The sequence below is a fragment of the Gordonia hydrophobica NBRC 16057 genome (genome assembly GCF_001592365.1).
Lineage (GTDB): Bacteria > Actinomycetota > Actinomycetes > Mycobacteriales > Mycobacteriaceae > Gordonia > Gordonia hydrophobica.
This window is the reverse complement of sequence record NZ_BCWU01000007.1, coordinates 235,561-256,168: the sequence shown is the minus strand read 5'-3', so window position 1 is coordinate 256,168 and position 20,608 is coordinate 235,561. Positions and strand designations below refer to the sequence as shown.

19 protein-coding genes and 1 riboswitch are annotated in these 20,608 nt (G+C 68.3%); of the genes, 9 read left to right on the top strand and 10 right to left on the bottom strand.

Annotation, left to right across the window (positions count from 1 at the left end; all coding sequences use genetic code 11):
• Positions 1-9 precede the first annotated feature (9 nt).
• The 5 genes from GH2_RS13745 (at position 10) to GH2_RS13725 (ending at position 3,856) form a co-directional block, all read left to right on the top strand.
• Positions 10-351 carry a Rieske 2Fe-2S domain-containing protein gene (locus GH2_RS13745; RefSeq protein WP_066169077.1) on the top strand — a complete coding sequence of 114 codons (342 nt, stop codon included), beginning with the start codon at positions 10-12 and terminating at the stop codon, positions 349-351.
• Positions 348-1,592 carry an NAD(P)/FAD-dependent oxidoreductase gene (locus GH2_RS13740; protein WP_066169075.1) on the top strand — a complete coding sequence of 415 codons (1,245 nt, stop codon included), beginning with the start codon at positions 348-350 and terminating at the stop codon, positions 1,590-1,592. Before GH2_RS13745 ends, GH2_RS13740 begins: the two co-directional genes overlap by 4 nt.
• The gene (locus GH2_RS21310; RefSeq protein ID WP_084247488.1) at positions 1,589-2,341 is read left to right on the top strand and encodes an iron-sulfur cluster assembly protein; all 753 of its coding nucleotides are present in this window, start codon (positions 1,589-1,591) and stop codon (positions 2,339-2,341) included. Before GH2_RS13740 ends, GH2_RS21310 begins: the two co-directional genes overlap by 4 nt.
• A gap of 35 nt (positions 2,342-2,376) precedes the next feature.
• Positions 2,377-2,793 (top strand): nuclear transport factor 2 family protein, encoded by a 417-nt coding sequence (locus GH2_RS13730; protein WP_066169072.1) that lies wholly within the window; start codon positions 2,377-2,379, stop codon positions 2,791-2,793.
• Positions 2,794-2,899: 106 nt separating this feature from the next.
• Positions 2,900-3,856, top strand: a complete 957-nt coding sequence (locus tag GH2_RS13725) for an AraC family transcriptional regulator (protein WP_066169071.1) — start codon at positions 2,900-2,902, stop codon at positions 3,854-3,856.
• 224 nt (positions 3,857-4,080) lie between these two features.
• Here GH2_RS13725 and GH2_RS13720 read toward each other — a convergent pair whose 3' ends face one another.
• From GH2_RS13720 to GH2_RS13705, 4 genes are all read right to left on the bottom strand, one after another.
• Positions 4,081-4,470, bottom strand: a complete 390-nt coding sequence (locus GH2_RS13720) for an SRPBCC family protein (RefSeq protein ID WP_066169068.1) — start codon at positions 4,468-4,470, stop codon at positions 4,081-4,083.
• On the bottom strand, positions 4,467-5,198 hold the full coding sequence (locus GH2_RS13715) for a type 1 glutamine amidotransferase domain-containing protein (protein ID WP_066169065.1): 732 nt from the start codon (positions 5,196-5,198) through the stop codon (positions 4,467-4,469). The genes GH2_RS13720 and GH2_RS13715 overlap by 4 nt, the downstream gene beginning before the upstream one ends.
• Before the next feature lie 211 nt (positions 5,199-5,409).
• Positions 5,410-6,768 (bottom strand): M1 family metallopeptidase, encoded by a 1,359-nt coding sequence (locus GH2_RS13710; protein WP_066169062.1) that lies wholly within the window; start codon positions 6,766-6,768, stop codon positions 5,410-5,412.
• A gap of 97 nt (positions 6,769-6,865) precedes the next feature.
• Positions 6,866-10,741, bottom strand: coding sequence for a Pls/PosA family non-ribosomal peptide synthetase (locus tag GH2_RS13705; RefSeq protein WP_239588914.1), 3,876 nt, complete (start codon positions 10,739-10,741; stop codon positions 6,866-6,868).
• Between the two features lie 279 nt (positions 10,742-11,020).
• On the opposite strand from GH2_RS13705, the gene fgd reads away from it, so the two are divergent.
• Positions 11,021-12,034 (top strand): glucose-6-phosphate dehydrogenase (coenzyme-F420), encoded by a 1,014-nt coding sequence (gene fgd, locus GH2_RS13700; RefSeq protein WP_066169059.1) that lies wholly within the window; start codon positions 11,021-11,023, stop codon positions 12,032-12,034.
• 37 nt (positions 12,035-12,071) lie between these two features.
• Entirely contained in the window at positions 12,072-13,454 is a 1,383-nt protein-coding gene (gad, locus tag GH2_RS13695; RefSeq protein WP_066169056.1) for a glutamate decarboxylase, read from the top strand.
• A gap of 38 nt (positions 13,455-13,492) precedes the next feature.
• On the opposite strand, the gene GH2_RS13690 is transcribed toward gad, so the two are convergent.
• Positions 13,493-14,062, bottom strand: a complete 570-nt coding sequence (locus GH2_RS13690) for a hypothetical protein (protein ID WP_066169054.1) — start codon at positions 14,060-14,062, stop codon at positions 13,493-13,495.
• Between the two features lie 348 nt (positions 14,063-14,410).
• Between GH2_RS13690 and GH2_RS13685 the strand changes: the two genes are divergently transcribed.
• A complete protein-coding gene (locus tag GH2_RS13685; RefSeq protein WP_239588880.1) occupies positions 14,411-15,457 on the top strand; it encodes a helix-turn-helix domain-containing protein in 1,047 nt (348 codons plus the stop codon).
• Between the two features lie 153 nt (positions 15,458-15,610).
• On the opposite strand, the gene thiD is transcribed toward GH2_RS13685, so the two are convergent.
• A complete protein-coding gene (thiD, locus tag GH2_RS13680) occupies positions 15,611-16,408 on the bottom strand; it encodes a bifunctional hydroxymethylpyrimidine kinase/phosphomethylpyrimidine kinase (RefSeq protein WP_066169218.1) in 798 nt (265 codons plus the stop codon).
• Positions 16,409-16,470: 62 nt separating this feature from the next.
• Positions 16,471-18,183 carry a phosphomethylpyrimidine synthase ThiC gene (thiC, locus tag GH2_RS13675; protein WP_239588879.1) on the bottom strand — a complete coding sequence of 571 codons (1,713 nt, stop codon included), beginning with the start codon at positions 18,181-18,183 and terminating at the stop codon, positions 16,471-16,473.
• A 3-nt stretch (positions 18,184-18,186) separates the two neighbouring features.
• Positions 18,187-18,301: riboswitch (TPP riboswitch) on the bottom strand.
• Positions 18,302-18,422: 121 nt separating this feature from the next.
• On the opposite strand from thiC, the gene GH2_RS13670 reads away from it, so the two are divergent.
• A complete protein-coding gene (locus tag GH2_RS13670) occupies positions 18,423-18,782 on the top strand; it encodes a GNAT family N-acetyltransferase (RefSeq protein ID WP_066169049.1) in 360 nt (119 codons plus the stop codon).
• Positions 18,783-18,798: 16 nt separating this feature from the next.
• Here GH2_RS13670 and GH2_RS13665 read toward each other — a convergent pair whose 3' ends face one another.
• The 3 genes from GH2_RS13665 to GH2_RS13655 are packed head-to-tail and all read right to left on the bottom strand — an operon-like array spanning position 18,799 to position 20,604.
• Positions 18,799-19,581 carry an exodeoxyribonuclease III gene (locus tag GH2_RS13665; RefSeq protein WP_066169046.1) on the bottom strand — a complete coding sequence of 261 codons (783 nt, stop codon included), beginning with the start codon at positions 19,579-19,581 and terminating at the stop codon, positions 18,799-18,801.
• A gap of 4 nt (positions 19,582-19,585) precedes the next feature.
• Positions 19,586-20,068, bottom strand: a complete 483-nt coding sequence (locus GH2_RS13660) for a barstar family protein (RefSeq protein WP_066169043.1) — start codon at positions 20,066-20,068, stop codon at positions 19,586-19,588.
• On the bottom strand, positions 20,065-20,604 hold the full coding sequence (locus GH2_RS13655) for a guanyl-specific ribonuclease (RefSeq protein WP_066169040.1): 540 nt from the start codon (positions 20,602-20,604) through the stop codon (positions 20,065-20,067). The genes GH2_RS13660 and GH2_RS13655 overlap by 4 nt, the downstream gene beginning before the upstream one ends.
• Positions 20,605-20,608 lie beyond the last annotated feature (4 nt).

The following is a 20,608-nucleotide window of genomic DNA, read 5'->3' as shown; positions in this document are numbered from 1 at the left end:
AGGCACACGATGAGCGAGACGATCACGCGAGGGACCGACGTGCCGACCTGGCACGAGGTGTTCCATCTCGACGACCTGTGGGAAGGCGAGATGGAGTCGGTCGAGGTGGAGGGGAGACAGGTTCTTCTCGTCAACCTCGACGGCGAGGTGTACGCGTATCGGAACCAGTGCCCCCACCAGGAATGGCCGCTCGACGACGGTGACCTGGACAACCGGAAGCTCACGTGCGCACAGCACCTCTGGGAGTTCGACGTCTCGACAGGGAAGGGAATCAACCCCGCCAACTGCGCGCTGGTGACCTACCAGTGCAAGGTCGACGAGGACGGCGCGATCTCGGTGAGCTTCGGATGAACGCGCATGTGCTGGTCGGCGGGGGCGTCGCGGCTGCGGCGACCGCGGCCGGGCTCCGCGACTCCGGGTTCGACGGGCGCATCGTCGTGGTGTCGAAGGAACCGCACGTGCCCTACGAGCGTCCGCCGCTCTCGAAGGAGTTCCTCGCCGGAACTGCCGTCGCGGAGGACCTCGAGGTGAACGCCGCCGGGTGGTATGCGGATCATGACGTCGACCTGGTCCTCGGCACCGAGGTGGTCGGGATCGACGCCGACGATCACCGCATCACGCTGTCCGACGGCGCCTCGCTCGGCTACCGCGCGCTGGTCCTTGCGACCGGCGTGCGGGCGCGCGAGCTGCCCGGCTTCGCCGGCGACCGAGTGCACACGGTGCGGACCATCACCGACGCCGTCGCGTTGCGCGAGGTCCTGCGGCCGGGAGTCCGGCTCGCCGTGCTTGGCGCGGGCTTCATCGGCTGCGAGGTGGCCGCGACCGCGATCGCGCAAGGCGCCGAGGTGGTGCTGTTCGATCCCAGCCCGGCGCCGATGGTGCGTGCGCTCGGCCTCGACATCGGCTCGACGATGGGTGCGGTGCACGCCGAGCGCGGTGTCGACGTCCGGGTCGGCTGCGGGATCGTCGGCATGACGCACAGCGCGACGGGCCTGCGGCTCGCCACCGACGGCGGTGACACGCTCGACGTGGACCACCTCGTCGTGGGCGTCGGAGCGGTGCCGAACCTCGAACTCGCCGCGGATGCGGGCATCGCGGTGGACAACGGGATCGCGACCGACGAGTACTTCCGCACCAGTGCCCCCGATGTGTACGCGATCGGCGACGTCGCACGGCGATACGAGCCGGCTCTGCGCGTCGGGGTCCGCGTCGAACATCACGACACGGCGATGCGTCACGGGACCTCCGTCGCCCGCGTCCTCGTCGGAGACCTGCAGCCCTTCACCGACCAGCAGTTCTTCTGGTCGGACCAGTACGACTGCAAACTGCAGTCCGTCGGACGGTTCGACGCCACCGCAGACCCGATCATCAGGGGATCGGTGGACGAACGGTCCTTCTCGGCGTTCTCGTTGGTCGACGGACGTGTCACCGGAATGGTGGCGCTCAATCGGCCGGGCGAGGTGCTGCAGGCGCGCAAGCTGCTCGGCGTACCCCATCAGGTGACGGCAGCCCAGCTCGCCGACGACGGGTTGCCGCTCAAACGACTCCTGCCGCGACCTGCGCGGCCGCATCGATCGGAGGTTCCGGCATGACCGCGACACTCGAGAGCTCACCCGTCATCACGGTGGCCGAACACCAGGTCCGCATCGCGGTGGACGACGCCCTGTCCGCGCTCGACCTGGTGATCGGCGAATCGGCGGCGGACGCCCGAACCCGACTGCGCTTCGGGCCCGGCCGGACCTACGAACTCCTCGCGCGGATCCTCGACACGGCGCTGATCCGTGCCGAACAACGCGGACTGCACCCCGACGCCCTGCTCGTGGGCCGGGCGTCGGCGGTCGCGGCGGAGGACATCGTGCGCGTGCGCCGCAAGGCGCACGGCGTCGCCGACTGGATCACCACGGCCACCAGCGACGTGACGATCGTGTTGCAGCCGCAGGGCATGGCGTCCCTGCCGGAGGTCGTGCCGAACCCGCCGGTGGCGCACGTCGACGCGGATGGTCCCGCAGCCGCCGAGCCGGCAGTCGAATCCGCAGCCGCGGCCGCCGTTCGCGAAGCGCTGTACGAGGTCATCGACCCGGACCTCGGCGTGAACGTCGTCGACCTGGGATTCATCCGGCGGATCGTCGTCGACGACGCGGGATTCGCGACCATCACGATGACCCTGACCTCGCCTGCCTGCCCACTGACCGGGGTGATGGAGGGCCAGATCGCCTCGCTGCTGGCCGACGCCGGGACGGAGTTCGCGGTCGAGTGGGACTGGGTGCCCGCGTGGCGACCGAGTGACATCACCGAAGACGGTCGCGACCAACTCCGTGCCATCGGCTTCTCCAACTTCTGAGCGTTCATCGCTTCTCCTGCCTCGAAAGGGACCTTATGACCACCGGAAATCTCTCCCGCCCGGACACCGCATCCGACGATGCGGCGACTGTGGCGACGCTCGAACAGATCATGGAGGCCTTCAACGCGCACGACTTGGACGCGATCATGGAGTTCTTCACCGAGGACTGTGTGTTCGACGCCTCGCGCGGTCCGGAGCCGCACGGGCTCCGCATGGTCGGCAAGGCCGCGGTCCGCAGCGGCCTGGCCGCGCGGTTCGACGGCATTCCCGACGTGCAGTACGACGCCGATCGCCACTGGGCGGCAGGGGATCTCGCGGTGTCCGAATGGCTGGTGTCCGGCACCACCGTCGACGGCGTCGCGGTGCGTGCACGCGGATGTGATCTCTGGGAGTTCCGCGACGGGAAGATCGCCCGCAAGGACTCGTACTGGAAAGCGGTCGATCCGGCATGAGAGGATCGTGGAACGTTGATGTGATGTGTGTCATGCAATCGACGGGGCGGTCGACCGGGTTCCGGCCCGGACCGGTCGGCGCTGTCGCCCGCGGTAGGAGGATCCGATGACCATGGCCAGTCCGCTCGAGTTCCGGATCTCGTCGGGCGATTTGATCGCCGAGCTGAAATCGAGGGCGCCCGAGCCCGGCATCATCGAGTGCGAGTGGCCGGGCCTGACCGTCTATCGATTCGATCAGCCCGTCGAACCACTGTGGGAAGAGGTCTCGCAACTGCACCTCTGTGTGATCGCACAGGGACGCAAGTGCGTGACGCAGAACGATCGGGAACTCTATTACGATCCGTTCACCTATCTCGCGATCAGCGGCAACCGGCCGTTCCGCACGGAGATCATCGAGGCCAGTCCGGCGAAGCCGTTCCTCTCGTTCGGGTTGCAGATCGAGCCGGACCTGGTCCGGCAGGTGTCGTCCGACATCCTGCTGGAGCGCGAGACGGCGGCGTTCATGCGTGAGCCGGCCCCGGAGGTGGCCACGCACGGCTTCGTCTCGGCGCTCGACCATCACATGATGGACGCGATTCTGCGCTTCCTCCGGTCGCTCGAGACGCCGACCGACCGTCGGGTGTTGGCGCCGACGTATCTGAAGGAGATCGTGTACCGCGCGCTCCAGGCGGAGCAGTATGCACTGCTCGTGGAGCGGGCTGCGAGCGAGAGCGCCAGCAACCCCGTCAGCGCCGTCATCGCCTACGTCCAGGAACATCTGGCGGAGCCGCTGACCGTCAGTGACATGGCCGAACGCGCCTTCATGAGTCCGTCCGCGTTCTCGCATCTGTTCCGCGACGTCACGGGCAAGTCTCCGTATCAGTTCGTCAAGGAACTGCGGCTCAACCGCTCCCGCGAACTGCTCATCGAGAACGTGCACAACGTCACCGAGATCTCGAATGCCGTCGGCTACCGGAGCACGTCGCACTTCATCAATGAGTTCCGAGAGCGCTACGGCATGACGCCGAGGGCCTGCGGCGAAGCGCTCAGCACCGGCGACCTGCGCATGAAGCGGGCGCAGTAGCGGCGTTCGGGACCAGACCACGACCGACGAGACCCCGGCGCAGCGCCGGGGTCTCGTCGTGTCGTAGGGCGTGTGCCCGCGGATACGGGTGCCGGGGACGACTGCGGGCGAACTCAGACAGCGAACTCAGACTCAGACAGCGAACTCAGACATGGAAAACGCCGGCGACCGCGGGGTGATGGCACGGTCGCCGGCGTCGTCTGGGTGGGCCCGTTGCCTGGGGCTCAGCCCAGGTGCGCGGGCAGGTGAGCGACGGCTTCGTCGATGGCGGAGTGGAAGGCTCCGGCAAAGGAGTCCGGAGTGATCTCGGTGCTGTACACCAGGAACGACCGCCCGTCCCCGAGATCGAAGACGTCGACGGTGCCGAGGTGCCGGTCGATCGGCAGATCGCCGTCGACCGCGCTGTACTGCATCCGGCGCAGGTCGTCGTCCAGGGTCACGATGTCCTCGACCAACGTGCTGCCGTCGGCCAGAACCACCGTGCGACGATGCGCTTCGCCGGACGAGGAGGTGATGGCCGGGAACCAGCGGCTGACGGCCGAGGTGTCGCGGACGACCGCCCACACGGTGTCGGCGTCGTGCTGGAGCAGGACCGAGGACCGCAGGGTGCTCATGCGACGTTTGCTGCCGAGTCCACGTCGGCGAGCGCCTCGACGAGGACGTCGGCCAACGGTCCCGTGGAACCGGGGTTCTGACCGGTGAACAGATTGCCGTCGGCGACGATGTGCGGCGCCCACGCCTCGTCGGCGCTCTCGTAGGAGCCGCCGGCGTCGGTGAGCCGGTCCTGAAGCAGCCACGGCGCCGACTCGGCGAAACCGATCTGCGTCTCCTCGGTGTTCGCGAAGCCGGTGACACGCCGACCCGCGAAGGTCCAGGCGCCGTCGTCGGTGGTGGCGGATAGCAGCGCGGCCGGGCCGTGGCAGACGGCCGAGACGATCTTGCCCGCGTCGTCGAACTGGTTCAGCAGGCGTCCGAAGTCGGCGTCGACGGCGAGGTCTTCCATCGGCCCGTGGCCGCCGGGGACGAAGACGGCGTCGAAGTCGTCGGCGGACATGGCGTGCAGGTCGGCAGGCGCCGCGAGAACCGCGTCGATCGATGCGAGGTAATCGCGAAAGCGTTCTCCCGCTGCGCTGTCGCCGCCGTTCATCTCGGGCGTGAACCCGGCCTGGTCTGGAACGGGGCGGACGCCCCCGGGCGTGGCCAGCACGAGGTCGTAGCCCGCGTCGGTGAACTTCTGGTGCGGCACGATGAGCTCCTCGGGCCAGAACCCGGTCGCATGCGGAGTTCCGTCGGCGAGAGTCCAGTGGTCAGAGCCGGTGATTGCCATGAGTACGCGTGTCATCGGTGGGGTCCTTCCGGGTGATTCGGATGTGTCTTACCGACTCACCGTATGGCCGCGAACACACGTCCGACAGGGGCGGAAAGCGGGCACGTCAGATCGCGATAGAACCGAACTGGAACACGGCATCGCAGCAGTTCCGCACGCACTTTCCTCCACCGTCGTCCGTGACCCGCAGCGGGTCACGGACGGCGGTGGAAGGAGTGCGGTCGAGTCAGCGCATGGTCGGGAAGGGGGGCAGCGCGGGGGTGAACAGCCAGTCCCGCCAGATGTCGCCGAGCGGCGCCGTGGTGAAGGTGGAGGCGAGAGCGATGAAGTCCTCGGTGGTCACGCAGCGGTAGGCGTACTTCTCGGTCCACCGGCGGATGAGGGCGAAGAAGTCGCCGTCGCCGATCCGCAGCCGCAGCGCGTGCAGGGTCATCGCGCCGCGCTTGTACACCCAGTCCTCGAACATGTCGCGGGCCCCGGGATCGGCGAGAGGCACCCGGACGGGCGACGCCGCGAGCTTGGCGTAGTAGTGCCGCGCCCACTCGTCGGCCGACTTGCCGCCTGAATGCTGACTCCACAGCCACTCGGCGTAACACGCGAAACCTTCGTGAAGCCAGATGTCGCGCCACCGGGCGACGGTGACCGAGTTGCCGAACCACTGGTGTGCGAGTTCGTGGGCGACGAGCCGCTCGTGGTCGCGGGTGCCGTCGCAGTGATTGGCGCCGAAGGTCGAGAAGCCCTGGGACTCGAGCGGGATCTCCAGATCGTCCTCGGTGATCAACGAGGTGTACGCCGGGAACGGGTAGGGGCCGAACATCTCGGTGAAGGCCTGAACCATCTGCGGCTGCCTGCCGAAGCTGCCCTCGAGGCGGGGAGCCAACTTGGGCGGAAACAGCGCGTGGACGGGGACCGGCCCGTCGACCATGGTCCGACGTTCGTACTGGCCGATCTGCACGGCCGCCAGGTACGTGGCCATCGGCTCCACCTGCTCGTAGACCCAGGTGGTCTGCCCGGCCCGACGCCGCTGGGAGATCAACCGGCCGTTGGCGAGCACATAGTACGGCGCGTCGGTCGTGACCTCGATGCGGAACGGCGCCTTCGCCTCGGGGTGATCGTCGCAGGGGAACCAGGAGTGCGCGCCGTTGGGCTGATTGGCGCACAGCGCACCGTTCTCCAGTTCCTCCCAGCCGACGGTTCCCCAGGCGGTGCGCACCGGGCGCGGGTTGCCCCCGTAACGGACTTCGACCATCATCGCGCCGCCCGCGGGAATCGGCGTGTTCGGTGTGATCGTCAACTTCCCGGTCCGGTGTCGATACCGCACGCGGCGCCCGTTGATCATGACTCGTTCCACGCGCATCCCGGAGGCGAGGTCGAGGCTGAAGCGATCGAGGGGCTGGTACGACGATGCGGTGACGACCACCGTGCCGTTCAGCCGATTGCTGTTGACCCGGTACTCCAGGTCGAGGTCGTACCGCGAGACGCGATAACCGAGGTTGCCGCTGCCGGGCAGATAGGGGTCGAGTTCATGCGAGGCTGCGCTGAGGGTCGGCGTATGCCACGCGGTCTTCCCGAGTTTGCCGGGCACCAGCGGCCGTCCTTTCGAGTCGTTTGCAAATGCTTGTCGAGACTACCGCCGAGTCGCGGGCTCGCCACCATTGTGCCGGGCGTCGGGTGGACGCCGGTCAGCGGTTCCAGGGCGCGATCGGGTTGCCCTGCCAGCGGGTGTGGGCGGGCACCACGTCGCCGCGCATCACCAGCGATGCCGGACCGACGGTCGCGGACTCGCCGACGCCGGAAGCGGGCAGCGCCACGCAGTGCGGTCCCAGCGTGGCCCCGTCGGCCAGGACCACGGAGTCGATGGCCATCACCCGATCGTGGAACAGGTGCGTCTGGACCACGCATCCGCGCTGGACGGTGGCGCCGTCGCCCAACTCCACGAGGTCGGCCTCGGGGAGCCAGTACGATTCGCACCACACGCCGCGGCCGATCTTCGCGCCCAGCGCGCGCAGCCACATGTTGAGGACCGGCGTGCCCGCGGCCGCATTCGCGAACCAGGGTGCGGCGACGGTCTCGACGAAGGCGTCCGACAGCTCGTTGCGCCAGACGAACGAGCTCCAGAGTGGGTGCTCCGAGGTTCGGATCCTGCCGACCACCGTCCACTTGGCGAGGGCGGCGACCAGTCCGGCGATCAGGCCCGCAGCGAGCAGGATGAGGCCACTGCACAGCGCGGCGACCGCGACCCCCCACTTCATCGCGAACGTCTGCATGGCGAACAGGACGGTGATGCCGATCCCGAACGACACCATCACCGCCAGGAGGCGCAGGGTCTCGACGGCGCTGCGCGCGGCGCGCAGCCCGAACGACGGCGCGAAGGTGCGCGAGGTGTCGGACTCGGAGGCGGTGCGACGCAGCCGGACCGGCGGGCTGCCGAGCCAGCTGGATCCGCTCTTGGACTTCACCGGAGCGGACGACAGCACGGCGACCAGCGAGTTCTTGGGGAGCTTGCGGGAGGGCGCCACCATTCCGGAGTTGCCGAGGAAGGCACGTTTGCCGACCTTGGCGTCGCCGATGCGCATCCAGCCGCCGCCCAGTTCGTACGACGCCATCAGCGTGTCGTCGGCCAGGAACGAGTAGTCGCCGACCTTGGTGAACTTGGGAATCACGAGGGCGGTCGAGATCTCGGTGCCCTTGCCGATGGACGCGCCGAGCGCGCGGAACCACCACGGCGTCAGCAGGCTCGCGTACAGCGGGAACAGGTAGATGCGGGCGGCATCCATCAGCCGCTCCGTGGCCCACACCTGCCACCCGATCCGAGAGCGCACCGGATACACGCCGGAGGTCATGCCGATCGACAGCAGGCGGACCGAGATCAGGACCAGCAGGGCGAACACGGCCATGGCGGCCAAGGCGGCCACCGGAGCCAGCGCGATGCCGCGCAGTGCCGCGTCGCGCATCCGCTCTGCGGGCAGCGCCCACGTGCCGATCACCACCAGACCTGCGGCCAACGAGACCAGGGGGATGCCGGAGATCAGCAGCGCGGAGAACGCATAGATGGGTACCCACCATTTGCGCTGCGGCGGCCGATGATCAGGCCACTCCTTCTTCGCTTTGCCGATCTTGATGGCGGGGGATCCGGACCACTGCTGGCGGGGTTTCACCTTGCCGGTCACGGCCGAGCCGGGGTCGATCACCGCGTCGCGACCGATGTTGGCTCCGGGCAGCAGGGTGGACCGAGCACCGACGGTCGCGCCGGCCTTGACGGTGATGGATCCGATGATCAGCTCGTCGCCGTCGATCCACCAGCCCGCGAGATCGACCTCGGGTTCGATCGCGGCGCCTTCGCCGATCTCGAGCAGGCCGGTGACCGGTGGCAGTGAGTGCAGGTCGACGCCCTCGCCGATCTTGGCGCCGAGCACACGCGCGAGCGTCGGCAGCCACGGGGCTCCCGACAGGTTGTACGCACCGCTGGCCTGCATCAGCCGTTCGGCCAGCCAGAGACGGATGTGGACGTTGCCGCCACGCGGATAGGTGCCCGGTCCGACGCCTGCGAGGAGCGTGCGGGCGCCCGCGGCCGCGATCACGAGTCGACCGAACGGGGTGACGAAGACGATGAACGCGACCAGCAGCACCCACCAGTCGATGCGCTCCAACCAGGGCGGCGTATAGCCGAGGCTCTCGCCGATCGCGATACCGATGTTGTTGGCGATCCCCAGCCAGGTGATCCACTGGATGCCGGTCAGCGTGGCGAGCGGCACCGAGGCGACCGCCTGGGCGAAACCGGTGGCCCGCGGTACGGGCTTCACCTCGCGGGGAACCACCTCGGTGTTCGGACTCCGGCCGTCCAGCAACTCGGCCAGCGAGCCGAGCCGCGGGTGGTCGTACAGGTCGGCGACGGTGATCTCCGGGTACCGGGTGCGCAGGGCGGTCACCAACTGCGCGGCGGACAGTGAGCCGCCGCCCTCGTTGAAGAAGTCGGCTTCGGCCGAGGTGACGGTGGCGCCGAGCACGGCGGTCCACTGCTCGGCGAGCCAGGCCTCGGTGCCGCTCAGGTCGCCGGTGTCCTCGGCGGACTCGGCGCCGGGCAACGGCCAGGGGAGCGCGTTGCGGTCCACCTTGCCGGACGTTCGGGTCGGGAGCTCATCCATCAGCGCCAGTCGCGGCACCATCGCCGCGGGCAGGTCTCGGCGCAGCAGGGTCTGCGCCTCGCCGAGGTCGAAACTCGGATCGGTGGACGCCAGGTAGCCGACGAGCAACGACGAGCCGGTCGCCGTCTTGCGCACCGCGACGGCGGCGGCACTGACGCCCGGCAGGTTCTGCAGCGCGTTGTCGATCTCCCCGAGCTCGATGCGTCGGCCGCCGATCTTCACCTGATCGTCGGCGCGTCCGACGAACTCCAGGCCTTCCAATTGCAGGCGGACCATGTCGCCGCTGCGGTACGCGCGGTCCCAGCCCAGCGACGGCATCGGCGAATACTTCTCGGCGTCCTTCTCCAAGTCCAGGTAGCGGGCCAGGCCGACGCCGCCGATCACCAGTTCGCCGGACTCGCCGACGGCGACCGGCTGCTCGTCCGGGCCGACCACGGCCAGGTCCCAGCCGATGAGCGGCAGTCCGATCCGGACCGGCTCACCGCGATGCATCTGCGCCGCGCAGGCCACCACGGTCGCCTCGGTGGGACCGTAGGTGTTCCACAGTTCGCGGTCGTCGGTGGCCAGCCGGTCGACGAGCTCAGGTGGGCAGGCTTCGCCGCCGAAGATCAGCAGGCGCACCGCCTCGAGGGCCTCGGCAGGCCACAACGACGCGAGCGTCGGGACCGTGGAGACCACATTGATGTCACGCTTCACCAGCCACGGGCCCAGGTCCATCCCGGAACGCACCAGCGCACGCGGCGCGGGCACTAGGGCGGCGCCGCTGCGCCACGCCAGCCACATCTCCTCGCAGGAGGCGTCGAAGGCGACGGACAGGCCGGCGAGCACCCGGTCGCCGGGACCGAGCGGCTCGTTCTGCAGAAAGAGCTCCGCCTCGGCGTCGACGAACGCGGCAGCGTTGCGGTGGGTGACGGCGACACCCTTCGGCTTGCCGGTGGAGCCCGAGGTGAAGATGATCCAGGCGTCGTCGGACAGCGTGGCGGGGGAGACCGCGAGGGACTCTTCGCGGGCCGGCTTCTGCGGCTTGTCCGGGTTCGGGTGCACCCCGTCCGCGTCGATGATCGCGTCCACGTCGGCCTCGCCGAACACCAGACGCGCTCGCTCATCCGGGTCGTCGGCGTCGACGGGGACGTACGCCGCGCCGGCGTGCAGCGTGGCGAGGATGGCGATGTACAGGTGCCGGTCGCCGGACGGCATGCGGATGCCGACACGATCACCGCGCCCGATGCCGAGTGCGGCCAGTCGGCTTGCGACGCGGCGGACGAGGGCCGTCAGCTCCGAATAGCTGACGAGGTGGTCGCCGTCGTCGATGGCGGTCGCGTCCGGGTGGGCGAGTGCCGTGGAGGAGACGATGTCGCAGAGTGTGCGCGGGGCTGGGGCCTGCGATGAGAGCAGGTATTCGGCCGGGATCATCACGGACGAAGTCGGCACGAGCGATTGACCTCCGGGGTGCAGCAAAGACGACACGCCACCGCGGCACGTCGACAGATATTGTGCAACACAGCCGAAGGTATTGCAGCGTGAGGCGCGAACTATCGCCTCGTCGGGCCTGCGGACTCACAGTCGCAGAAAGTCTGCGGCACGACACCCTGCGAGGGCTCCGACGTAAAGTGGATCACGACATTCCCGGGGTGAGGTGTGCGCGTCGGTCGCCCGCCACGCCCCGCGGCGACAACGTGTAGGAGAACAGACATGGCAGCACCTCTCAAGCTTGGACTCAAGGCCTCCGCAGAACAGTTCGGTCCGCGTGATCTTGTCGAACTCGGCGTGGCTGCAGAAGAGTTCGGACTCGACTCGGTGACCGTCAGCGACCACTTCCAACCCTGGCGCCACAACGGCGGCCACGCCCCCTTCTCCATCGCCTGGATGACCGCCGTCGGCGAACGCACCACCCGCCTGCAGATGGGCACCTCGGTGATGACACCGACCTTCCGCTACAACCCCGCCGTCATCGCCCAGGCCTTCGCCACCATGGCCTGCCTCTACCCCGACCGGGTGATGCTCGGCGTCGGCACCGGCGAAGCCCTCAATGAATACGCCACCGGCTTCCAAGGCGAATGGCCGGCCTTCAAAGAACGCTTCGCCCGCCTCCGCGAATCAGTCCGCCTCATGCGCGAACTGTGGACCGGCGAGAAAGTCGACTTCGACGGTGAGTACTACCGCACCCAAGACGCCTACATGTACGACATCCCCGCCACCCCCGTCCCGGTCTACATCGCCGCAGGCGGCCCCGTCGTGGCCCGCTACGCAGGACGCAGCGGCGACGGCTTCATCTGCACCTCCGGCAAGGGCATGGACCTCTACACCGAGAAACTGATTCCCGCCGTCACCGAGGGCGCGGCCAAGACTGAGCGGCAATTCGAGGACATCGACCGGATGATCGAGATCAAGATCTCCTACGACCGCGACCCCGCCGTCGCCCTGGAGAACACCCGCTTCTGGGCGCCGCTGTCACTGACCCCCGAACAGAAGCACTCCGTCAACAGCTCCGTTGAGATGGAACGACTGGCCGACGAACTCCCCATCGAACAGGTCGCCAAACGCTGGATCGTCGCCTCCGACCCCGACGACGCCGTCGAACAGATCAAGGCCTACCTCGACGCAGGTCTCAACCATCTCGTCTTCCACAACCCCGGCCAAGACCAACGCCGCTTCCTCGAAGCCTTCACCGAAGACGTCGTCCCCAAACTCCGCGCGCTGGGCTGATCCCTCGCCGCCGCGCGGCAACACCGAAGGAGAGAGCATGACCGAGTTCGATTCTGACGATTCGCTGATTCTGAGTCCGGTGTTCACGCGCGGCGGGGAGGCGACCGAACTCCCGCGGTTCGAGATGCCGCAGGAGATGATGCTGCCCGGGACCGCCTACCAGTTGGTCCACGACCAGGCGATGCTCGACGGCAATGCGCGCCTTAATCTGGCGACGTTCGTCTCGACCTACATGGACGACGAGGCGCTGAAGCTCTACATGCAGACCGTCGACAAGAACATGATCGACAAGGACGAGTATCCGGCGACGGCCGCGATCGAGGATCGCTGCTGGCGCATCCTCGGCAACCTGTGGCACAACCCGGACGTCGATCAGGCCATCGGGACGTCGACCATCGGCTCGTCAGAGGCGTGCATGCTCGGCGGCCTCGCGCTCAAGCGGCGGTGGCAGGCGGCCCGCAAGGCGGCGGGCAAGTCGACGGAGAGTCCGAACCTGGTGATGTCGACGGCGGTTCAGGTCTGCTGGGAGAAGTTCGCCAACTACTTCGAGGTGGAGCCGCGCTGGGTGCCGGTCACGCCGGACCATCTGTTCCTCGACGGGCACGACCTGGAGGCGTACGTCGACGAGAACACCATCGGCGTCGTCGCGATCATGGGGCAGACCTACACCGGCGCCTATGAGCCGGTGAAGGAGATCGCCGCGAAGCTCGATCAGATTCAGGCGGACACCGGGCTGGACGTACGGATTCACGTCGACGGCGCATCCGGCGCCATGGTCGCGCCGTTCTGCCAGCCCGATCTGGAGTGGGACTTCCGCGTCGACCGGGTGGCGTCGGTCAGCACCTCCGGACACAAATACGGTCTGGTCTATCCCGGCGTCGGGTGGATCGTGTGGCGCGACGCCGAGGCGCTGCCCGAGAGCATGATCTTCCACGCCAGCTATCTGGGCGGCGACATGCCGACGCTGTCGCTGAACTTCTCCCGACCGGGTGCGCAGGTGCTGCTGCAGTACTACCAGTTCCTGCGCCTGGGGCGTGACGGCTACACCGCGGTGCAGCAGGGTTCGCTCGACGTCGCCCAGTACCTGGCCGTGGCGATCGAACAGATGGGGCCGTTCGAGCTGATCAGCCGGGGCGACACCATCCCGGTGTTCGCGTGGCGGCTGCGCCCCGACGCCAACCCGAACTGGAATCTCTACGACCTTCAGGACCGGCTACGGATGAAGGGCTGGCAGGTGCCCGCGTACCCGTTGGCCGACGACCTCGCCGACCTGACGGTGCAGCGCATCGTGGTCCGCTCCGGGCTGAGTCACGACCTCGCGTCGCGACTGCTGACGGATCTGCGCGCCGAGGTGGACTTCCTGGAACGTCTCGACGCCCCGATGCCGCGGGAAGGGACCGAGTCGCACTTCCACCACTGAGGTCGTGGGTCAGGGCAGGGGATCGGGTCGCCCGTGATTCAGGGCATGCCGGGCGGGTGCCACGAGGTGGTGGTGCTCCCCGCCTGCGACGGCGGCCCCGGAACGGGAACCTCGGCGGTCTCGGTGACCGTCGCGGTCTCGGTCGCCGTCTTCGTGACCGTCTTGGTTCGGATGCTGGTCTGCGTGTCGGTGTGCCTGCCGACGCTGGTGGCCGTCGCGGTCTCGGTCGTGGTCCTCGTCTCCGTCGCAGTCTTGTTGACGGTCGAGACGTCGGTGGTGGTCTCGGTGACCGTGTCCGCGGCCGGCGGACTGGTGGTGGACCGGCTCTCGGCGACGAGGAAGAAGCTGACGATCACGATCGCCGCGGCGGCGCAGGCGATCGCGGTGATGATCCGCCACCGGCGGACGGCCGCAGACTCACCGGCTGCGGTGGCGGTGGCAGCGTTGGCGGCGTTCGGCTGGACGGTGCCGTCCGGGTAGACGCCGTAGATGTTCGCTTCCGGATACGGATGCTGCTCGGAGTAGGCGTTGGAGCCGTTGGTCGGAGAACCGGGCGGCTGGTCGCTTGGCGGCGGGACCGTCGGCCCGTCGTTCGGCGGCTGGGTCACGGGGTACTCCTCAGACGAGAATCGATGGTGCTGCGACCCTCGCCCGGTGCCGCAGTGCTGAAGTCACAGTACCGCGTCGGGTTTGGCGCGCTGGTCGGTGTTCGCCCTTCGTTGTCTGTGACCGATGAACCTCCGGCGTCCGAGGGCGGCCGGCGCCGGCGATGTGATCCCGCGTCCTCGGGGCGATTCGAGTGACCTACTCGACACTGAAAATGTGATGTGCGAGTATGTCAGATGAGATTGCACGGCTCCCTCCCAAAGCCAGGCCGCTCTTGTCATGTCCCCATGCGTAGAAGGTCTTTGATGCCCCCAACAGCGATATCTCCCACGGCGACGTCCACTGCGGCGTTGTCCCGCTCTCGCGCGGCGGCTCCCGCCGCGCGCCGTCCCGCACTGGCCACGCGCCTGTCGCCGCGGGCGGTCGCGGAGTGGGAGGCCAGACTCGGAGTGGCGAACTCGCCGACGCGGACCCGGCCGAAACGGTTCACCGGACAGGCAGGCAGCGTCGCCTACACCCCGAAGCTCGACGTCCACGTCGCCGAACCCGAGCACTTCCACGCGATGCGCTTCGCGGCAGGGCTCTCGTCGATCGTCACCTACTGTGCATTGCAGCCCGCGGTGACCTTGGAGCGGACCGCCGAGCGCGTGGCCAGCGATCCGTCCGACACCCTGCTGGTCAGCGTCAGCGGAATGCGCGGGCAGTCGCTGGTGAGCCAAGGCGGTCGCGAGTTCGCGTACGGACCGGGCGACCTGGTCTTCATCAGCGACGCCGCGCCGTACCGCGTCGTCTCGTCGGCGGTGTCGGATCCGGCGGGCATGCGGATTCCGTTCAGTCGCCTTGGGAAGCACCGTCACGTGGCGGAACGACTGCAACGGCCAGTGGCGGCGAATACTCCGCTCGCGCGAGCCGCGTCGGTCTTCGTTCGGCGGTTCGCGGCTGAGACCTCGGCGCTCAACACGGCGCCCGGCGCCGTCTCCGAGCAGGCGGCGGTCGATCTGATCGTCGCGGTGCTGTCCGAACTGGACGGTGTGCCCTCGGCGATGGAGGACAACGCGCTCTTCGTGCAGGAGGCCACGCGCGATCTCATCGAACGGCACCACCGCGATGCGACCTTCACACCCGACTCGATCGCCGAGCATCTGCACCTGTCGCGCCGCCAGCTGTACCGCTACTTCGAGAACTGCGAGAACTCGATCGCCGGTCAGATCGCCGACCGTCGCCTGCAGAGCGCGCACGAGGTGCTTGTCGGCAACGCATCCGCCTCCATCAGCTCGGTGGCGCTGTCCTCCGGCTTCCCGACCGTCGCGACGTTCCGCAACCGCTTCAAAGCGCGCTACGGCGTCGGCCCGGTGGAATACCGTGACCACGGATCGGTGTCGTCACGCGTTTCGTGAGCTGTCGACTGCCCGGTGTCGCCGACGGGTCTCGGCTCAACGCCGAAACCGGGCGATCAACCGAGACCGGGAGATCAACTCAGCGCCGGTGAGAACTGCGCCACGCCGCCGAACGACCAGGGTGTACCACCGCGGCGCGGGACTCGGGGGCGATCAGTCTGCGGTCAGCCGCCACAGGGGGTTCACCGGGCCGTGGCCCGCGCCAAGCGGATACGCGGCCGCGAGTCCGCGGGTGACCCACGACTTCGCGAAGGCGATGGCGTCGGGCAGCGGGTAGCCGTGTGCCAGGGCGGCGGTGATGGCGGCGGCGAGGGTGTCACCGGCGCCGTGGTCGTGCGCGGTGTCGATGCGTCGGGCGGGGAACTCGAGGAACGAGTCGCCGTCGTACAGCAGGTCCGGGCTGAGATCGCTGCCGCGCAGGTGCCCGCCCTTGACCAGCGCCCACTGCGGTCCCAGTGCGTGGAGGGCGACGGCCGCTTGCCGCTGGCTCGCAGCGTCGACGACGTCGATCCCGGTCAGGAGCCGCACCTCGTCGAGGTTCGGGGTGACCACGGTCGCGAGCGGGAACAGCAGTTCCTTCAGAGCGCCGAGCGCCTCGGTCGCGAGGAGCGCGTCGCCGTGCATCGACGCGCAGACGGGGTCGACGACGAGGGGCACGTCGGCGTCGCGTCCGATCCCGAGATCAGGTGCCGTCTCGGCGATCGCGGTGATGATCGGGTCGGACGCCAGCATCCCCGTCTTGACCGCGGACACCTCGATGTCCGGCACCACCGACCGCATCTGGGCGGCGACGATGTCGGGGGAGATCTCCTGAAACCCGGTGACGCCGGTGGTGTTCTGCACGGTGACGGCGGTGACGGCGACGCAGGCGTGCACGCCGAGCAGCGCGAAGGTGCGCATGTCGGCCTGAATGCCCGCACCGCCCCCGGAGTCCGAACCGGCAATCGTCATCACCCGTTCGGGCGTGGCGCCCGGGGCGGGCAGCGGCAGGAGCGGAGTGTCCGCGGGACCGGTCACTGCGCGGCCGCAGCTTCCGTCGTGACCTCCGCGATCGGCAGGTACACCTGGTTGCCCGCGGCGGCGAACTCGGCGGACTTCGCGTCCATCTCCGCAGCGATGCGTGCGTCGATGTCATCCTGGGTGACCAGACCGTGCTCCTCGGCATAGGCGCGGACGTCGGCCGAGATGCGCATCGAGCAGAACTTGGGACCGCACATGGAGCAGAAGTGCGCGGTCTTCGCCGGCTCGGCGGGGAGGGTCTCGTCGTGGTATTCGCGGGCCGTGTCCGGGTCGAGCGCGAGATTGAATTGGTCGTGCCAGCGGAACTCGAATCGGGCCTTGCTCAGGGCGTCGTCGCGCTCCTGGGCGCGCGGGTGGCCCTTGGCGAGGTCGGCGGCGTGGGCGGCGATCTTGTAGGTGATGACGCCGACCTTCACATCGTCCCGATTCGGGAGCCCGAGGTGCTCCTTGGGGGTCACGTAGCAGAGCATCGCCGTGCCGGCCTGGGCGATCATCGCGGCGCCGATCGCCGAGGTGATGTGGTCGTAGGCGGGTGCGATGTCGGTCGCGAGCGGTCCGAGGGTGTAGAACGGGGCCTCCTCGCACCAGAGCTCCTCGAGGCGGACGTTCTCGGCGATCTTGTGCATCGGCACGTGGCCGGGGCCTTCGATCATCACCTGGACGCCGTGACTCTTCGCGATCTTCGTGAGCTCGCCCAGCGTCCGGAGTTCGGCGAACTGCGCCTCGTCGTTCGCGTCGGCGATCGACCCGGGGCGCAGACCGTCACCGAGCGAGAAGGTGATGTCGTAGCGGGCGAGGATCTCGCAGAGCTCGGTGAAGTGTGTGTACAGGAACGACTCCCGGTGGTGTGCCAGGCACCACGCCGCCATGATCGACCCGCCGCGCGAGACGATGCCGGTGACGCGCTTGGCGGCCAGCGGCACGTACCGTAGCAGCACTCCCGCGTGCACCGTCATGTAGTCCACACCCTGCTCGGCCTGCTCGATCACGGTGTCGCGGTACAGCTCCCAGGTGAGTCGGGTCGGGTCGCCGTCGACCTTCTCCAGCGCTTGATAGATGGGGACCGTGCCGACCGGTGCAGGCGAGTTCCGCATGATCCATTCGCGGGTCAGATGGATGTCCTTGCCGGTGGAGAGGTCCATGATGGTGTCGGCGCCCCACCGGGTGGCCCACACCATCTTCTCCACCTCCTCGGCGATCGACGACGTCACCGCGGAGTTGCCGATGTTCGCGTTGACCTTCACCGCGAAGGCCTTGCCGATGATCATCGGTTCGGACTCGGGGTGTCGATGGTTGGCCGGGATCACCGCGCGGCCGGCCGCGACCTCGTCGCGCACCAGTTCTTCCGGGACGCCTTCGCGCGCCGCGATGAACGCCATCTCGGGTGTGACGAGGCCGGCGCGGGCCCAGGCGAGCTGGGTGGCCGCGACGGTTCCGGTGGCCTCGATGCGGACCGGCTCGGGACGGTTCCACGCGTCGCGGGTCTTCGGCAGACCGGCTTCCACATCGATCGCAGCCGAGGCGTCGGTGTACGGCCCCGAGGTGTCGTACAGGTCGAGGTGCTCGCCGTTCGTCAGGCTGACGCGACGGAACGGGACGGCCATCCCGTCGACGTCGACGTACGTCTTCTCGCTTCCCTGGATGGGGCCGAGAGTGATCTCGGTGACGGGGGCGTCGTTGCCCTTGGGCTGCGTGTTTTCAGGCATGGAAGTACCCATGATCATCCTCCCTACGCCGGCATTATCCGGACAGGTTCAGGCGGTCGACGACCGCCTGTCGCCATCTCAGCCCCCGGTGATCGTGGGAGCCCCCGCGTGTGAAGTTGTGCAGAACACACCCTACCCGGCGTCCGGATCGACGCGGCATCGTGATGCTCCTGCGACTGATGAGGCTTGCCAGACGGCCAGTCCAGACCTAAAGTGTGATGCTAGTCACAGGAGGTTGTATGTATCGCAAGGCCCGTCGGAATCATCCCCCGCAGTCCGCGAGATCGTTGCTGCACCAGATCTCCGAGGTGGTGCACAACGCGGACCGTGATCGGTTCGAGCTCTGGGTGGCCGGCGACCTCGTCGGCGTCCTCAGCTATCGGATCGACGACGAGCCGCAGGGCGAGGTGGTGACTATCTTGCACACCGTGCTGTACGACGAGTACAGCGGGCACGGGCTGGCCACCAAGCTGACCGGGGTCACGATGCAGTACATGCGTGAGAATGGACGGAAGGTGCGGCCGCTCTGCACGTTCACGAGGCACTTCCTGGACGCTCACCCGGGCATGGTCACGACGGCTCCGCTGCTCGCCGCCTGACGGCGGGGGTGTCGCCTCAGCTCAGATCGAAGACGACCGGTGCGTGATCGCTGGCGCCTTCTGCCGCACGCGCATTCCGGTCGATGAACGCGTCGTGGATCCGGTCGTCCAGCGCCGGGGAACTGAGACCGAAATCGATGCGCATGCCCTCGTTGCGGGCGAACCGTCCGGATTGATAGTCCCAGAACGTGTAGGTGTTGGGCCCTGGCGTGTACGGGCCCGCGCTGTCGGCGAAGCCGCCTTCGACGAACTTCGCGAACGCCGCCCGCTCCGCCTCCGAGGTGTGGGTACGCGCGGTGAAATACTCCGGATCCCAGACGTCGTCGTCGGTGGGCGCCACATTCCAGTCGCCGAGCAGGGCTACCTGTGCGGCGGGGTCGTGGGAGAGCTCCAGCGATGTCACATCGGACAGGGCGCTCAGCCAGCGCAGCTTGTAGTCGAGATGTGGGTGGCCGGGCTCGCGGCCGTTGGGCACGTAGAGACTCCACACCCGAACGCCGCCGCAGGTCGCGGACAGGGCGCGGGCCTCCGTCTCACCGTCGTACTGCGGTTGGCCGTCGAATCCGATGTGGACGTCGTGCAGCCCGACCCGTGAGGCGATCGCGACGCCGTTGTAGCCGCCGGTCCCATGGAACGCGACGTCGTATCCGTGGGCGATGAAGCTCATCACCGGGAACTGATCGTCGGAGCACTTGGTCTCCTGCATGGCGAGCACATCGATCGCATGCCGGTTCATCCATGCCACGACCTGTTCGGATCGGGCGCGGATCGAGTTCACGTTCCACGTCGCCAGGCGCATGCGGTCAATCCTGCCGGAGACGGATCAGCTCGCCACCGGCGGCCCTCCAGCGGTGCTCCACGGCGCCCGCGGAGGCCTGATCGGCGAGCAGCACGATGCCGAACCCGCGGTGATCGCGCGCGCAGCGCTCCTGCCAGAATGGCGGGCTGGTGGCGAACCACTCGCGGTCGTCGTCGGTGGCGTCGACCAACAGGCGATCGGCGTCGGTGATGATCGTCAGGACTCCGGTGGCGACGGCGCCCGTCGCGGTGCGCAGGCCGGGAGGGAGATCGCCGATCACGTCGTCGAAGGCGTCCTTGTTGTAGCCGAAATGGGTGGGAAAGTCCCACGCCGCGGCGAAGGCGTCATAGAGGTCGTCGACAGTCCGCATCGCGGCACCGGACACCCTGCGGACTGCGGCGCCGGTGCGGTAAGTGTCGACGTCGCCGACGCCGAGTGCGACGCCGGGCACCGCGGTCAGGAAGTCGGCGGGGAGGGTGAGCTTCATGCGGACGGTCCTCGGATCTGGTCGAAGCTGCGATAGTGGTCTGCCGTGTACCAGGCCGAGCCGTCGCTGCCGGTGACGATGCGTTCCGCGTCGCGCCCCTGGCCGCGCTTGCGGGGATTGACATCCCATTCCTTGTAGGTCACCCGTTTGCCGGTCGCCGTCCTGGTCGGGAGATTGCCTTCGCGGTTCCGGAAGGTGTCGCCGCCGCGGGTGCCCGGCGCGTTCGCGGACTCGGGCCACCGGCCGGAGTCGATCTCGTCGAGGGTCGCCAGGACGTGGTCGGGAATGTCGGGGGCCGACGACGGCGCGGAGGTCGTCGCTCGTGATGCCGTCGTCGACGCGGAGTCACTGGCCGGCGCGGAGTCGCTTGCAGCGGCCGAGGCCGTCGACGAGGCGGCGGCCGAGGTCTCGTCGGGGCCGTCCTGACCGTCGATCCACCAGGTGAACGCCAGGACCCCGAGCAGTGCGAGGACGGACAGAACGGCGGCGACGATTCGCCGTTTGGTCAGATCGGGGTCAGTGCTGGAGTTCGACATCGCA

Bases quoted from the DNA above. Each gene is read 5' to 3' on its own strand.
- GH2_RS13670 (WP_066169049.1), top strand. From the start codon at position 18,423: ATGTATCGCAAGGCCCGTCGGAATCATCCCCCGCAGTCCGCGAGATCG.
- GH2_RS13715 (WP_066169065.1), bottom strand. From the start codon at position 5,198: ATGACACGCGTACTCATGGCAATCACCGGCTCTGACCACTGGACTCTC.
- GH2_RS13705 (WP_239588914.1), bottom strand. From the start codon at position 10,741: ATGATCCCGGCCGAATACCTGCTCTCATCGCAGGCCCCAGCCCCGCGC.
- GH2_RS21310 (WP_084247488.1), top strand. From the start codon at position 1,589: ATGACCGCGACACTCGAGAGCTCACCCGTCATCACGGTGGCCGAACAC.
- GH2_RS13725 (WP_066169071.1), top strand. From the start codon at position 2,900: ATGACCATGGCCAGTCCGCTCGAGTTCCGGATCTCGTCGGGCGATTTG.
- fgd (WP_066169059.1), top strand. From the start codon at position 11,021: ATGGCAGCACCTCTCAAGCTTGGACTCAAGGCCTCCGCAGAACAGTTC.
- GH2_RS13730 (WP_066169072.1), top strand. From the start codon at position 2,377: ATGACCACCGGAAATCTCTCCCGCCCGGACACCGCATCCGACGATGCG.
- GH2_RS13665 (WP_066169046.1), bottom strand. From the start codon at position 19,581: ATGCGCCTGGCGACGTGGAACGTGAACTCGATCCGCGCCCGATCCGAA.
- GH2_RS13655 (WP_066169040.1), bottom strand. From the start codon at position 20,604: ATGTCGAACTCCAGCACTGACCCCGATCTGACCAAACGGCGAATCGTC.
- GH2_RS13720 (WP_066169068.1), bottom strand. From the start codon at position 4,470: ATGAGCACCCTGCGGTCCTCGGTCCTGCTCCAGCACGACGCCGACACC.
- GH2_RS13745 (WP_066169077.1), top strand. From the start codon at position 10: ATGAGCGAGACGATCACGCGAGGGACCGACGTGCCGACCTGGCACGAG.
- GH2_RS13740 (WP_066169075.1), top strand. From the start codon at position 348: ATGAACGCGCATGTGCTGGTCGGCGGGGGCGTCGCGGCTGCGGCGACC.
- thiC (WP_239588879.1), bottom strand. From the start codon at position 18,183: ATGCCTGAAAACACGCAGCCCAAGGGCAACGACGCCCCCGTCACCGAG.
- GH2_RS13660 (WP_066169043.1), bottom strand. From the start codon at position 20,068: ATGAAGCTCACCCTCCCCGCCGACTTCCTGACCGCGGTGCCCGGCGTC.
- gad (WP_066169056.1), top strand. From the start codon at position 12,072: ATGACCGAGTTCGATTCTGACGATTCGCTGATTCTGAGTCCGGTGTTC.
- thiD (WP_066169218.1), bottom strand. From the start codon at position 16,408: ATGACGATTGCCGGTTCGGACTCCGGGGGCGGTGCGGGCATTCAGGCC.